The organism is Allobosea sp. NPDC055332 (genome assembly GCF_053645455.1).
In genome coordinates, this window is the sequence record NZ_JBSHMO010000007.1 from 152863 (window position 1) to 166652 (window position 13790).

The window sequence follows — 13790 nt, forward strand, 5'->3', positions numbered from 1 at the left end:
GATTGCCGCTGCCTGAGCTAGGAGGAGAATCGCGACGATGGACGGGGCCTGGCAAGACCTGCCGATGATCGAGAAGCGGCAGCGCGTCAGAATACCGAGGCCGAAGCGCAACTCCGGCTCTGTTCGGCGCAGGCAGAGGGCGCAGGTCGTGCGCGCGGCCTGGCGAAGCCTGGTCGCTGAGTGGCAGCAAGATGACGGAGCTTGGGAAAAGGGTTTCGGCCCACCTCCGAACGACCCGGCCTGCCTGTGCCCGCCCGACATCCTCGTCGAGTTCGGTCTGGCGCGCGGCGATCCGGCCACGAGCCAGGAGAGCTGCGGCGTCAGCCTTCGCTGAGGGCCGCAGCTCGCTCCGATGCCGGGGCCATGTCGAACCTGTGGAGCCCGAAGGACGACAGATCGATGCGGCTCACACCGTCGAGAAGACGCTGGCTGACCGCCTCGCCGATCGCCGCCGAATGCTTGAAGCCATGGCCCGAGCAGGGCGAGACCACGAGCACGCGCTCGCTGTCTAGCCATTGGTCGATGACGAAGCCGCCATCCGGCGACACCGTGTAAAGGCAGGTCTTGCGGCGCGAGGCGTCGATGCGCAGCCCCTTCAGCCGCCCCTCGACCGCGCGAGCGTAGAAGTCACGCGATTCCGCTTCTTCGCTGCCCCGGTCGAAGCTGTCCGGATCGACCATGTGCGTCTTCTCGCCATGGGCGACCTTCACCGCACCGTCGAAGGCGGGGAAACCGTAGAACCCTTGCTCGGCGCCCGGCCCATAGGACCAGATATAGGCCGGCGCTTGCGCCCATTCCTTCGGAGCGGATGGTTTGAGATCGTACCAGTGCAGGATCTCGCGCGTCGGCTGCAGCAGCGCTGAAAATTGCGGCCCGAGCAGCTTGCCCGCCCAGGCGCCGGCGCTGACCACGACACGGCCTGCGAGGATCGTGCCCCGGTCGGTTTCGATCTCGACATGTGCGCCGCGTGGAATAATCGCGCCAACCCGTGTCTCCAGAGCGAGGCGGGCGCCGGCCTCGGTGGCGAGCCGCAACTGCGCCGCGACGCAGCGCTCGGGGTGGAGATAGCCGCCCTCAGGCTCGAAATAGAGCCGGTCGCTTTCCGCAAGGTTCAGCCAGGGATAGCGGCGGCGCGCCTCGGCCGGATCGATCAATTCATGTGCGACACCACTGCGCTGTGCCACGGCGAGGGTGCGCTCGATAAAGCCGGCTGCGTCGGATCGCGCCGGCTCGCTGGAGATGGCGAGAAAGCCGACCTGGCCGAACAGGTCTTCTCCGGTCCTGGCCTCCAGCTCCTTCCAGATCTCATGCGAGCGTCGCACCATCGGCGCGAGCGCCGTTCCCTCGGCGACACCAAGGCGGGTGACGCGCGTCTCGCCATGGCTCGAACCCAGCTCATGCGGCGGGCTGAACCGATCGATGCCGAGGACATCAGCACCGCGCGCCGCAAGCTGGAACAGGGTGGCGGAGCCCATGGCGCCGAGACCGATGACGACGATGTCGGCGGTTTGCTGGGGCATGATGGCTGCGAACTCCTGGACTGCACTCGGCGCGAGCGAGCGCTGACCCGCCCCGGTGCGATGAAGCGCCGGAGCGGGTCAGACAAATTGCCGATCCTATGACGGGGCGATTGGCTCAGCTCTTGGGCAGGCCAGGCGGGTTGGTGCGCGAGAGATCGAGCCCTTCAGCTGCAAGGCCCCAGCGTGCCAGCGACTTCTGGTAGTTGCCGTTCTTGATCTGCGCGTTGAGCGCCGCGGTGATCGCTTCGGCGAGGCCGCCGCCCTTGCGGGTGGTCACCGCGATCTCGGCGATCTCCGGCCAGCCACCGGAGAAGGAGCCGACGAGGCGCGTGGAGCCCGACTGCGCCGCCTTGAAGCCGAGCGTACCGTTGGGGCCGAAATACGCATCGGCGCGGCCGGATTCCAGCGCGATGTAAAGCACGACGTCGTCGTCGAAATACTGGACCTCGGTAGACTTCAGGCCCTTGGCCTCGTTGGCCTTGATCCACCGCAGCAGAATCTGCTCCTGATTGGTACCCGCACCGACGATCACCTTGAGGCCCGCGACGTCCTCCGGCTTGGCGATCTCCTTGATGGCGCTCTTGGCCGAGACGTAGAAGCCGAGCTGATCCTTGCGATAGGTCGAGAAGTCGAACTTCTCCTTGCGCAGCTCGGTGACAGTGATGTTGGAGATCGCTGCGTCGTATTTGCCCGAGGCGACGCCGAGCGGCCAGTCCGCCCAGGCGACCTGCACGACCTCGAGCTTGAGGCCGAGCCCGTCGGCGATCAGCCGCGCGATGTCAGGCTCCGAGCCGACGATCGTCTTGTGATCGTCGGTCGCATTGACGCCATGGGGCAGGCGCTGGCCGGTGGTGGCGATGGTGAACGTGCCGGGCTTGACGAGCTTCACGTCGTTGCCGAGCAGCTTGACCGCCTCGGCGACGGCCTCGGCGCGCGGCTGGTCCTTCTGCGCAGCGGTGAGGTCGAAGCTCTGCTGCGCCAGCGCGAGCGACGGCAGGAGCGTGGCGGCGGCCACAAGGCCGAGCGCGATGCGGCGCGAGATGGTTGAAATATGCGACATCGAAACAGCCTTCTCGGTCTCGGGGATGGGAATGAGGGAGGCGGCGCTGGCTTTCGGCCGCCTGGATGCCGATCCGGCTCCTTTCATCCTATTAGTTTATCTAAATAGTCAACTATATCGACGCGGATTTGCGCGGCCATCTCCTTGCCGTGGGTCCAAAACGCCTTCGCAAAAGGCCCTTAGAGGGTCAATTTTTGACGGCGCTTCACCAATGCTTAAATGAATTTCTTCTGCGCGGCGGCCTGGCGATCGGAATCGACTTCAAGTGCATTCGAGAGGAAAATAATCTACTAAACAAATAATTTATTCTTGACCGCCCCCGAAAGGCTGATCAGATCGCACTCGCTTGTCACCAGGCCGGTGCGCCGGAGCGACGCCTGGTCAATCCGTGGAGTCATCGATGGCGTTTCGTCCCCAGCAGTCGCGAACGGCCGTCCAGGCCCATGCGGGCCGCCCTCTGGCGATGGCCGTTGCTCTCTCGCTTCTCACAGTCGGGAGGCCCGGCTTCGCCGCCGACAATCAGGCCGAGGGCAAGCCGGTCGCAGGAGGCACGCTGACCGTGGGCCTCGCCAGCGACACCGCGATCATCGATCCGTCGATCACCGGCAATTCGATCACGGCCCTGATCACCCGCAACCTCGTCGATTCCCTGGTCGGCCAGGCCGAGGACAATCACTTCACGCCCTGGCTGGCGGAGCGCTGGGAAGTGAACGGCGACAACACCGTCTACACCTTCCATCTGCGGCAGGGCGTGACGTTCAGCGATGGCACGCCGCTCGACGCCGCGGCGGTGAAGTTCAACTTCGAGCGCATCCTCGATCCGAAGACGACGTCGAGCTATGCAAAATCGCTGCTCGGTCCGGTCGACAACATCGCGGCGCCCGATACCGCGACCGTCGTGATCTCCTATCGTCAACCCTTCGCGCCGCTGCTGCAGGGCTTGAGCCTGCCCTATCTCGGCATTCAGTCGCCGACCTATCTGCGCAACGCCAAGAGCACGACGAACACCGTCATTGGCTCCGGTGCTTTCCTGCTCGAAAGCTTCACCAAGGGCAGCGGCAGCCGCCTGACCAAGCGCGCCGACTACAATTGGGGCCCGGGCTATGCCGCGCATCAGGGGCCGGCCTATCTCGACGCGATCAGCTTCCGCTATCTGCCCGAAGCCTCGGTCCGCCTCGGCGCGCTCAGCAGTGGGCAGGCGCAGGCGATCGACGAGATTCCTCCGGCGAATTTCCGCTCCGTCCAGGCAGATAGTCGCCTGCAGGTCGTGACGCGGGAAAATCCGGGCGTAAACCGCTCTCTCTTCCTGAACGTGACCCGAGGCCCTCTGGCGGATGCGCGCGTCCGGCAGGCTTTCCAGAGCGCCGTCGATGCTCCGTCGGCCGTCAAGGCCGCCTTCTTCGGCAGCCTGAAGCCGGCCGACAACATCCTGGGGCCGTCGACGCTCTATTATGACGCCAAGATCGCGGCGAGCTGGGGATTCGATCCGCAGAAGGCCGCAAGGCTGCTCGACGAGGCCGGCTGGACCAGGAAGGATGCCGAGGGCATCCGCTCCAAGGATGGCGAGCGGCTTACCCTCCGCTTCGTCTATGACGCTGCCGCCTGGGGGGCATCCGATCTAACCCTCGCCCAGGCTGTCCAGTTCTCGGTGAAGAAGGCGGGCTTCGACCTGCAGCTCGACCCAGTCGATGCCGGCGGCTACACCGCCCGCACCGGTGCGAACGAATACGACATCGCCTCGCTGTTCTATGTCCGCGCCGAGCCCGACATCCTGCGAACCGTCTTCCATTCGGCCTATATCCCGCCCAACGGCGCCAATATCGCGCGGGTGAAGAGCCTCGACGAGGCGCTGACCAAGGCGATCGGCGCATCGGACGAGCAGCGCAGGCAGCTCTACGGCCAGGTCCAGGCCGAGATCATCGGCCAGGCCTATGCCGTGCCGCTCTATGTCGCCGCCTATCAGCTGGGGGCGTCGAAAAAGCTCAAGGGCATCAGCTGGGCGACGAACGCCAAGCCGAACTTCTACGATGCCTGGCTCGCTCCGTAGCCTGCTCTCCGTGGCGCTCCGGCGTCTCGGCGTCATCCTGGCCGTGCTCTGGGGCGCGGCCACGATCACCTTCGTCGCGGTCAAGGCGATTCCGGGCGATCCCGTCTCGGTGCTCACCGGCGGCGAGAATGTCGTCGACGCCGCCGAGCGCGAAGCGCTGATCCGGCAGTTCGGTCTCGATCAGCCGCTGCCCGTGCAATATGCGCGCTATCTCGGCCAGGCCATGCTTGGCGATTTCGGCCAGAGCTATCAATACCGGCAGCCGGTGATCGAGGTCGTCGGCGAGGCTGCGGGCCCGACCTTGCAACTCGCCGGCACGGCGATGGTCCTCGCGCTGGTTCTGGCGTTCATCAATGCACAAGCCACCGCCGGACGACGGCAGGGCCTGCGCAGCGCCCTCTCCGGCCTCGAACTCGCCGTGCTGAGCACGCCGGTCTACTGGATCGGCCTGTTGCTGCTGACGGTTTTCAGCTTCCAGCTCGGCTGGTTCCCGATCATCGGGGGCGAGGGCTTCCGGGCGTTGATCCTGCCGGCCATCGCGCTCAGCTTGCCGCTGGCGGCGCTGCTGTCCCAGGTGCTGAGGGACGGGATGGAGGAGGCGCTCTCGCAGCCCTTTGCCCTGACCGTCCGCACCCGCGGCGTCAGCGAAACGGCGCTGCGGCTGCGCCATGCGCTGCGCCATGCCGCGCTCGCCGTCTCGACCCTCACCGGCACGCTCTTCGCCGGTGTCCTCAGCGGCTCGATCCTGACCGAGACGGTGTTCGGGCGGGCCGGCATCGGCCAGATCACGCTGCAGGCGATCAAGACCCGCGACATGCCGCTCCTGCTCGGGCTGGTGATGCTGTCGGCGCTGGTCTCTGTGCTGATCAACCTCCTCGTCGATGCGCTCTATCTGCTGATCGACCCGCGCTTGCGGCGGGCTCGGGCATGAGCGACGTCCTCGATGTCATTGCCCGGGTCCGGGGCGGCAAGGGCGCAAGGTGGCCCTGGCGCGCACCGGGCCTGCTCATTCCCCTGGCCGTGGTGTTGCTTCTGCTTGCCACAGCCGCCGCGCCGCATTTGTTCACGACGCTTGCGCCCGATGCAGTCGACACCGACGCGATCCTGCTGCCCCCGAGCTTCGTCCACTGGTTCGGAACCGACCAGCTCGGCCGCGACGTCTTCACGCGCGTCGTCCATGGCACGGCGCAATCCCTGGGCATTGGCATCGGCGCGACGCTGATCGGCTGTGCCGGCGGCACGCTGCTCGGGACGGCGGCGGCGCTGGCTCCCCTCTGGCTGCAGCGCATCCTCGTCCGGCTGATCGATATCCTGCTCGCCTTCCCGGAGATCCTGCTCGCCTTGCTGATCATCGCCGTGCTCGGCCGCGGTCCGGCGAACACCCTGCTCGCCGTCGGGCTCTCCAGCATCGCCGGCTATGCCCGGCTGGTGCGTTCGCAGGTCCTGCGAGTCTGGCAATCCGGCTATGTCGAGCATGCCGTGGCGCTGGGTGAGCCGGCCTCGGCGATCATCGCCCGCCATGTGATCCCGAACGCCGTGAGGCCGCTGGTGGTGCTGGCGACGATCGGCGTCGGCAATGCTGTGCTCTCGGCATCGGCGCTGAGCTTCATCGGGCTCGGTGTGGTGCCGCCTGCTGCCGAATGGGGCGCGCTGCTGGCCGATGGCCGGAACTTCCTCGACACCGCGCCCTGGATCAGTCTGCTGCCGGCAACGGTCGTCGCGGTCTCGGTGATCGCGATCACGCTTCTCGGCCGCCGGCTCCAGCTCCTGCTCGCACAGGGAGATGTGCCGTGAACGTCCAGTTCGTTCCGAAGGAAGGCGATCTGCGGCTCGCGCCAGCTCGCCCTGCGGCCGTTCTCGAGGTCGAGAACCTGCGCGTCGCCTTTCCGGGCAAGCGCGGCTGGGCCGAGGTCGTGCGCGGCATTTCACTTGCGATCGCTCCCGGCGAAATCCTCGCCGTCGTCGGCGAGTCCGGCTCGGGCAAATCCGTGATGGCCCGGGCACTCGTCGGACTGGCGGGGCCTCGTGCGCGGGTGGAGGCCGATAGCCTCCGGCTCACCGGTCACGCCGGTGGCGTTGTCGACCTCCTCGCCTGTTCGGAGCGCGACTGGGGCAAGGTGCGCGGCCGCGAGATCGGTTTCGTCCTTCAGGATGCGCTGGTCTCGCTCGATCCGCTGCGCACGGTCGGGCGGGAGGTCGCGGAGCCGCTTCTGACGCATCAGCTGGTGCCGCGTGCCGAGGTGGCCGGCGAAGTCGAGAGCCTGCTCGCGCGCGTCGGCATTCCCGATCCGGCGAAGCGGGCCGCGCAATATCCGCATGAGCTCTCTGGCGGCCTCAGACAGCGAGCCCTGATCGCCTCGGCTTTGGCCGGCCGTCCGCGCCTGCTGATCGCGGACGAACCGACCACCGCGCTAGACGTCACCATCCAGCAGCAGGTCCTAGGCGTGTTCAGCGCCCTCGCGCAGGCCGGCCACGCCATCCTGCTGATAACGCATGATTTGGCGGTCGCAGCCCAGTTCGCCGATCGGATTGCCGTGATCCAGAATGGCGAATTCGTCGAAACCGGCCCGACACGCCAGGTCCTTGGCCAGGCCCGTCACGGCTACACGCAGCGGCTGCTGGCCGCGGTCCCCAGCGCGGCGAGACGCGGTCGCTGGCTGTCCTCGCCCGGTTTGCGGCCCGCCAAGGCAAAGACCACCGGCCAGCTGCAAGAGCCGCTCCTGACGATGTCCGACATTTGCGTCCGCTTCACCGGCCGGGACGGCAGCACGACCCAAGCGGTGGCGGGAGTCTCGCTTGCGATCGATCCGGGCGAGACAGTCGGTGTGGTCGGCGAGTCCGGCTCGGGGAAGACCACGCTCGGCAAGGTCGCGCTCGCCTTGCGCCACCCCGATGCCGGAGAGGTGCAGTTCCGGGGGCAGCCCTGGAGCAGCCTGCCCGAGCGCTCGCGGCGCCCGCTGCGCCGGCATATCCAGACGATCGTCCAGGACCCGCTCAGTTCCTTCGACCCGCGCTATACTGTCGGGCGCATCATCGAACAGCCGCTGCGTCTCCACACCGGCCTCGGAAAGGCGGCGCGCCAGGCGCGCGTCGAAGAGCTCGTCCGGCTGGTGAACCTGCCATCGGACATTCTCACGCGCCGGCCGACCACGCTTTCCGGAGGGCAGCGCCAGCGGGTCTCGATCGCGCAGGCACTGGCCTGCGAACCGAAGTTGCTGATCTGCGACGAGCCGGTCTCGGCGCTCGACGTCACCACCCAGGCGCAGGTGCTCGACCTGCTGGTCGAGCTTCAGCACCGGCTTGGGCTCGCCATGCTCTTCATCTCGCATGATCTCGGCGTGGTGCATCATCTCAGCGACCGTGTCCTCGTGATGAGCGAGGGCGTCGCGGTCGAGACCGGGGAGGCTGACGATGTCTTCCTGCGCCCTCGTCACCCCTACACGAAGCGGCTGGTCGCCGCCGTCCCGCGCCTGCACGTCACGACGACAGGCGTCAGCCTGCCGTCAGCGGCAGGGTGATTCCTCTCCACCGGGCAGGAAGGTTGGAAGCATTTCCTACAGAGGCAGTGCCATAACGCCGGCCGACCGCGTCCTTTAGTCGGTTGCGGAGCTGTTGGAGCCTGAGATGATCGATCGCAGACGCCTGCTCGCCGTGGCGGCCGGCACCATCGCAGGGATGAGGCCCGGCTTCGCCCAGGCCTCATCCCTGCGGATCGGCTATGTCCCGGTGATCGGGGCAAGCGCCCTGTTCGTTCTCGCCGGTGGCGGATCGGCGCGCGAAGCCGGCCTCGATCTGAAGCTCAGCAAATTCGACTCTGGCCCGAACGCCATCCAGGCCTTCGCCTCCGGCACGATCGACATCCTGACCATCGGCGTCGCGCCTGTCGCTGTCGCGCGATCTCGCGGGCTCGATGCCTCGGTCATCGCCGCTGCCGCGATCGGCGGCACCGCCTTCGTGGCGGGACCGGCCCTCGCCAAGGCCTTCGCTGAAAACGGCAACGACCCGGCCAAGGCGTTCGCGGCTTTCAAGGCGGCGACCGGCCGCAAGGCCAAGCTCGGGACGCTGCCGCCCGGTGGCGTACCGACTGTCGCCCTGCACCATTGGCTATGGAAGGTCGGAAAGGTCGACCGGGCCGATGTCGAGATCGTCAATATGGGGATCGAGGTGGTGCAGCAGGCCATGCTGACTAGCGCCATCGATGGCGGCACGCTGCTCGAACCTTCGGCGACCCTGGTGCCCGAGCGCGACTCGCGCATCAAGCGCATCGTCAACTCGCCGGAGATGTTTCCGAATATTCCCGGTGTCGTGGTCGCGGCCTCGGGGCAACTCGTCAAGACCAGGCCCGAGCTGGCCGAGCGCTTCGTCGGCCTGTTCCATCGCGCGACGGAGCTGGTCCGCAGCGAGCCGGCGAAGGCGGCGCCTCATGTTCTCGCCGTCCTCGGTGGCGACCTCGTGCCCGAGGCGACGATCGCGCGAGCCCTGACCTCTCCAGCGGTGAGCTTCGTCAATGACCCCGCGCGAATTCGCCAGGCCACCGAGGAGTTGCTCGCTTATCAGGTCGAGCTCGGCGACTTTGCGCAGGCGCCGGCGCTCGACCGGTTGTTCGATCAAGCCCTCTACGAACGCGGTGTTAAGGCTGCGGCTCGCTAGCTCGAGGCTGAAGAGAGCGACTGGCGTGGCGAACAGAGGCCGGCCCCCAATCCCAGGTTGCCTCTATCACGCAATCCTGGATGGCCGATGTATTCGTTCTAGCGCCAAGCCGAACGGCCAGAAGATTCTTCGCGATATCGTGGTATATTAAAAAGAACGTTTGTTTGACTTAAAGAACGATCCTTTCGCAGAATTGGTCTTCTCAGCGGCCCGATGCCGTTCGAGGCCGAATTGGGTGAAAGGGACGACCATGGTCGACGCGGCCGAGCCTTCGAAACGTATCGAGACCGACCGCCGCGCGTTCTTGGCGTCGGCCTTGCTGATGCCGCTGCTGGTCGCTGCGGCCAGCGTCGCGAACGCGCAGAGCCCGTTGCCGACACGGATTCCCGCTGGAACAAAGCTGGTCGCGGCCGACCAGAACGAGGCGCTGCAGACACTGATCCGAGCCTCCGGCGTTCAGGCCAAGCTGTCGAGCACAGTGACCTATGCCAATTTCCTTGGCGGGCCAGCCATCCTGGAAGCGTTCCGAGCCGGCGCGCTCGATCTCGCCACCGTCGGCAACACGCCGCCGATCCAGGCGCACGCGGCCGGCGAGCAGATCCCGATCGTCGCGGCTCGGGTCTCCTCGGAAACCGATTACTTCCTCGCCGTCCGCCCCGGCCTGAAGATCAACAGCCTCGAGGAGTTGAAGGGCAAGAGCATCGCCTATGGTGAAGGCACCGGGCGCCAGCCTTTCGTTCTGAACGCTCTCAAGCTCGCCGGGCTGACGCGCAAGGACGTCAAGCTCATCCCTCTGCGGGCGGCCGACTTTCCCGATGCGATCCGCACCGGCCAGGTCGATGTCGCTGCACTGAACGAGCCGCATTTCTCGCGTTACCTCGCCGATTTCGCCGACCGTGGTGCAAGCGCGCTGCCGAAGGAGCAGAATGATCGCCTGCCCAAGAGCCTGACTTATCTCTATGCGAGCAAGAAGGCGCTCGATGATCCGGCGAAGGCCGCGGCGATCCGCGAATTCGTCGCGGGCTGGATCGATGCCAGCCGCTGGTCGCATGCGAACGTCGAAGCCTGGGTCGACGCCTATTACGTCAAGCGCCAGAACCTGAAGCCGGAAGACGGGCGCAAGATCGTCGGATCGGAGGGAGCTTACGAGTTCCCCGTGCTGGCCAGCCTGATCGCCAAGCAGCAAGCGCTGATCGACGTGATCTTCGAGGCCGGCGATCTGCCGAAGCGCCTCGATGCACGCCAGGAATTCGACCTGCGCTTCGACGACGTCATCTCCGCCAAGACGAACTGATATCCCGGTTCGGACGGAAGGGCCGCCATGAGCATCACCACCTACGCTCCCGGGCTTCAGACGGAACCGGCCGCTACCGCCTCGGCCGAAGCGCGTGCAGGCCGCCTGCCGAAACTGGCGCCCGGCCGGTTGCCGCCAGGCGCTATCCTGTTCGGCCCGATCGCGCTCGTCGCCATCTGGGAACTCGCATCCGCCCTCGGCTGGCTCTCGCCCAGGTTCCTGGCGGCGCCCTCGACCGCGGTGCTGACCGGCTTCGACCTTCTGAGCAACGGCACCCTGGCCGACCATTTCCTCGCCTCGGCCAAGCGAGCCTATCTCGGGCTCGGCATCGGCGTTGCGATCGGCCTCGTGATGGCGCTAGCCGCCGGCCTCAGCCGGATCGGCGAAGCCTCGCTCGACGGACTCGTGCAGATCAAGCGGGCGGTGCCGACCCTGGCGCTGATCCCGCTCGCCATCCTCTGGCTCGGCATCGGCGAAACCATGAAGGTCGCGCTGATCGCCTCCAGCGTCCTCGTGCCGGTCTACATCAACACGCACGCGGCGCTGCGTGGCATCGACATCCGCCATGTCGAGCTCGCTCGCAGCGTTGGAATTTCCCGCGGCGCCTTCCTGCGCGAGGTCGCCCTGCCCGGCGCTCTGCCGGGCTTCTTCACGGGCCTCCGGCTCGCCGTCACCACCTGCTGGACGGCACTCGTCGTGCTCGAGCAGATCAACACCACCGAGGGCATCGGCTATCTGATGAATCGCGCCCGTGATTTCGGTCAGACCGACATCATCGTCGTCGGCCTCGCGATCTATGCCATCCTCGGGCTCGGCTCCGATTTCGCGGTCAGGGCCTGGGAGCGCCGGGCGCTCTCCTATCGCAAGGCGCTGGCGTCGTGAACGCTTCGGCCCATCCGTTACGTCTGCCGCCGGGCGGTGAACCTGCTGCCGTTAGCCTGCGCGGCGTCACGCGCCGCTTTTCGGGCCGCAGCGTGCTAAGCGATGTCTCGCTCGATTTCGCGCCCGGCCAGTTCGTCGCGCTCATCGGCAAGAGCGGCTCGGGCAAGAGCACACTGCTGCGCGCCATGGCCGGGCTCGATGACGGTGTCGAGGGTGAGGGCCGCATCAGCGTTCCGGCCGATCGTTCCGTCCTTTTCCAGGACTCCCGCCTGTTGCCCTGGAAGACTGCGCTGCAGAACGCCGTCTTCGGCCTGCGCGTGTCGGATGCCGACGAGCGCGGCCGCGCGGCACTCGCCGATGTCGGTCTGGCCGGGCGCGAGGATGCCTGGCCGAATGCCCTGTCCGGCGGCGAGCAGCAGCGCGTCGCCCTTGCGCGTTCGCTGGTGCGCCAGCCGCGTCTGCTCCTGGCCGACGAGCCCTTCGGCGCGCTCGACGCGTTGACGCGGATCAAGATGCACGAATTGCTCTTCCGGCTGATCCGGCAACACCGGCCGACCGTCCTGCTGGTCACCCATGACGTGGACGAGGCGATCAAGCTCGCTGACCGCGTGCTGGTGATGGACGACGGCCGCATCATCGTCGACCGGCCGGTCGCACTGGTGCATCCGCGTCTCAAGGATCCGCATTTCGAGGTACTGCGCGGCGATCTGCTCGCAGCGCTCGGCGTCTCCGATGCCGTCTAGACTTCCTTCGACAGTTGGACCTGCCATGTCACGCGAGCTGCACCTCAATCTCTTCATCCATGGCCGCGGTCATCATGAGACGGCCTGGCGCCATCCCGCCTCGACCAAGAAAGCCCTGAGCGATCTCGCCTATTATCGCGATCTTGCGCTTGCGGCCGAAGCGGCCAAGCTCGACTCGATCTTTTTCGCTGACGCACTGGCACTTGGCGAAGAGGTCGCCCACGCCGCCCGCGGCGAACTCGAGCCACTGACCCTGCTTGGTGCCCTCGCCGCACTGACGGAGCGCATCGGGCTGATCGCCACGGCCTCCACGACCTATAACGAGCCCTACAATCTCGCCCGGCAGTTCGCTTCGCTCGACCACCTCAGCGGCGGACGCATCGGCTGGAACATCGTGACCTCCTGGGCGCCGGGCGCCGCCGCCAATTTCGGCCAGGAGACACAGGTCGGCATCGACCAGCGCTATGCGCGCGCCCACGACTTCGTCGAGGCGGTGTCCAAGCTCTGGGACAGCTGGGCGGCGGACGCGATCGTCGACGACCGCGATGCCGGCATCTATGCGCTTCCCGAGCGCGTCCGGCGTGCCGAGCATCGCGGCAGCCATTTCAACGTCGCCGGCGCGCTCAACATCCCGCGCTCGCCGCAGGGGCGGCCGGTCTTCGTTCAGGCCGGCGCCTCGGCCGATGGCCGCGCCTTTGCCGCCCGTTATGCCGAGGCGATCTTCACCGCGCATCTCAGCAAGGAGAGCGCGATCGCCTTCTATGCCGACATCAAGACGCAGGCGCGCACGCTCGGCCGCAGCCCCGACCAGATCATCATCCTGCCTGGCCTCAGTGCCGCGATCGGCTCGACCGAAGCCGAGGCCAAGCGGGTCTGGGAGGAGCTCAACGAGCTCTCACACCCCAGCGTCGGCCTGGCCAGGCTGTCGGGCCGGTTCGGTGGCCATGACTTCTCGCATCTGAAGCTCGACCAGGTCCTGTCCGTCGACGACTTTCCCGATCCGGCGCAGGTGCAGGCCTCCCGCAGCCGAGCCCAGTCGATCACAGCGCTCGTCGCGCGCGAGCGGCCGACACTGCGTGGCCTGCTGCACAGCCTTGCCGGCGCACGCGGCCATTTCACCGCGACCGGAACACCCGAGCAGATCGCCGGCATCATCGAGGACTGGTTCACCTCCGGCGCAGCGGACGGCTTCAACGTCATGCCGCCGATCCTGTCGGCCCAGTTCGAGATTTTCGCGAGCGAGGTCATCCCGCTCCTGCGCAAGCGCGGACTGTTCCGCAGCGACTATCGCGACGGGACATTGCGGGAGCGGCTGGGATTGGACCCGGTATCGAGCCGCTTCGATGCGGCTGAGCCGGCCAAGCGCTTGGCCTGACGCACCGCAGCCGCCGACCCGCGAGCCATCGGGGCGGCCGCGTCTTGCTTGAGCTGCACGGTGATTTGGCGCGGATCCTCGCGCTGCGCGCCTTTGAACGCGAAAACCCCGCTTCTTTGCGAAGCGGGGCTTTGTTGTATTTTGCGGTAATTTGGTTGCGGGGGCCAGATTTGAACTGACGACCTTCAGGTTATGAGCCTGACGAGCTACCGGGCTGCT

Annotated in this window: 12 protein-coding genes; 10 read left to right on the forward strand and 2 right to left on the reverse strand. The window is 66.8% G+C overall.

Going from position 1 to position 13790, the window contains the following annotated elements; all coding sequences use genetic code 11:
- Window positions 1-37 precede the first annotated feature (37 nt).
- Entirely contained in the window at window positions 38-334 is a 297-nt protein-coding gene (locus ACWIGM_RS30905; protein WP_454029817.1) for a hypothetical protein, read from the forward strand.
- Here ACWIGM_RS30905 and solA read toward each other — a convergent pair.
- Window positions 321-1520: an N-methyl-L-tryptophan oxidase gene (gene solA / locus ACWIGM_RS30910; protein WP_454029818.1), complete on the reverse strand. Its 1200-nt coding sequence runs from the start codon at window positions 1518-1520 to the stop codon at window positions 321-323. The two genes, ACWIGM_RS30905 and solA, sit on opposite strands and share 14 nt — an antisense overlap.
- 115 nt (window positions 1521-1635) lie before the next feature.
- Window positions 1636-2580: an ABC transporter substrate-binding protein gene (locus ACWIGM_RS30915; RefSeq protein ID WP_454029819.1), complete on the reverse strand. Its 945-nt coding sequence runs from the start codon at window positions 2578-2580 to the stop codon at window positions 1636-1638.
- A gap of 400 nt (window positions 2581-2980) precedes the next feature.
- On the opposite strand from ACWIGM_RS30915, the gene ACWIGM_RS30920 reads away from it, so the two are divergent.
- From ACWIGM_RS30920 to ACWIGM_RS30960, 9 genes are all read left to right on the forward strand, one after another.
- Window positions 2981-4627, forward strand: a complete 1647-nt coding sequence (locus ACWIGM_RS30920) for an ABC transporter substrate-binding protein (protein WP_454029820.1) — start codon at window positions 2981-2983, stop codon at window positions 4625-4627.
- A complete protein-coding gene (locus ACWIGM_RS30925) occupies window positions 4608-5558 on the forward strand; it encodes an ABC transporter permease (RefSeq protein ID WP_454029821.1) in 951 nt (316 codons plus the stop codon). The genes ACWIGM_RS30920 and ACWIGM_RS30925 overlap by 20 nt, the downstream gene beginning before the upstream one ends.
- Window positions 5555-6421: an ABC transporter permease gene (locus ACWIGM_RS30930; RefSeq protein ID WP_454029822.1), complete on the forward strand. Its 867-nt coding sequence runs from the start codon at window positions 5555-5557 to the stop codon at window positions 6419-6421. The genes ACWIGM_RS30925 and ACWIGM_RS30930 overlap by 4 nt, the downstream gene beginning before the upstream one ends.
- The gene (locus tag ACWIGM_RS30935; protein WP_454029823.1) at window positions 6418-8145 is read left to right on the forward strand and encodes a dipeptide ABC transporter ATP-binding protein; all 1728 of its coding nucleotides are present in this window, start codon (window positions 6418-6420) and stop codon (window positions 8143-8145) included. Before ACWIGM_RS30930 ends, ACWIGM_RS30935 begins: the two co-directional genes overlap by 4 nt.
- Before the next feature lie 106 nt (window positions 8146-8251).
- Window positions 8252-9277, forward strand: coding sequence for an ABC transporter substrate-binding protein (locus ACWIGM_RS30940; RefSeq protein ID WP_454029824.1), 1026 nt, complete (start codon window positions 8252-8254; stop codon window positions 9275-9277).
- Window positions 9278-9512: 235 nt separating this feature from the next.
- The gene (locus tag ACWIGM_RS30945) at window positions 9513-10571 is read left to right on the forward strand and encodes an ABC transporter substrate-binding protein (protein WP_454029825.1); all 1059 of its coding nucleotides are present in this window, start codon (window positions 9513-9515) and stop codon (window positions 10569-10571) included.
- A gap of 27 nt (window positions 10572-10598) precedes the next feature.
- Window positions 10599-11453: an ABC transporter permease gene (locus ACWIGM_RS30950; protein ID WP_454029826.1), complete on the forward strand. Its 855-nt coding sequence runs from the start codon at window positions 10599-10601 to the stop codon at window positions 11451-11453.
- A complete protein-coding gene (locus tag ACWIGM_RS30955) occupies window positions 11450-12196 on the forward strand; it encodes an ABC transporter ATP-binding protein (RefSeq protein ID WP_454029827.1) in 747 nt (248 codons plus the stop codon). Before ACWIGM_RS30950 ends, ACWIGM_RS30955 begins: the two co-directional genes overlap by 4 nt.
- A 25-nt stretch (window positions 12197-12221) precedes the next feature.
- Window positions 12222-13571, forward strand: a complete 1350-nt coding sequence (locus tag ACWIGM_RS30960) for an LLM class flavin-dependent oxidoreductase (RefSeq protein WP_454029828.1) — start codon at window positions 12222-12224, stop codon at window positions 13569-13571.
- The last annotated feature ends 219 nt before the right edge of the window (window positions 13572-13790 follow it).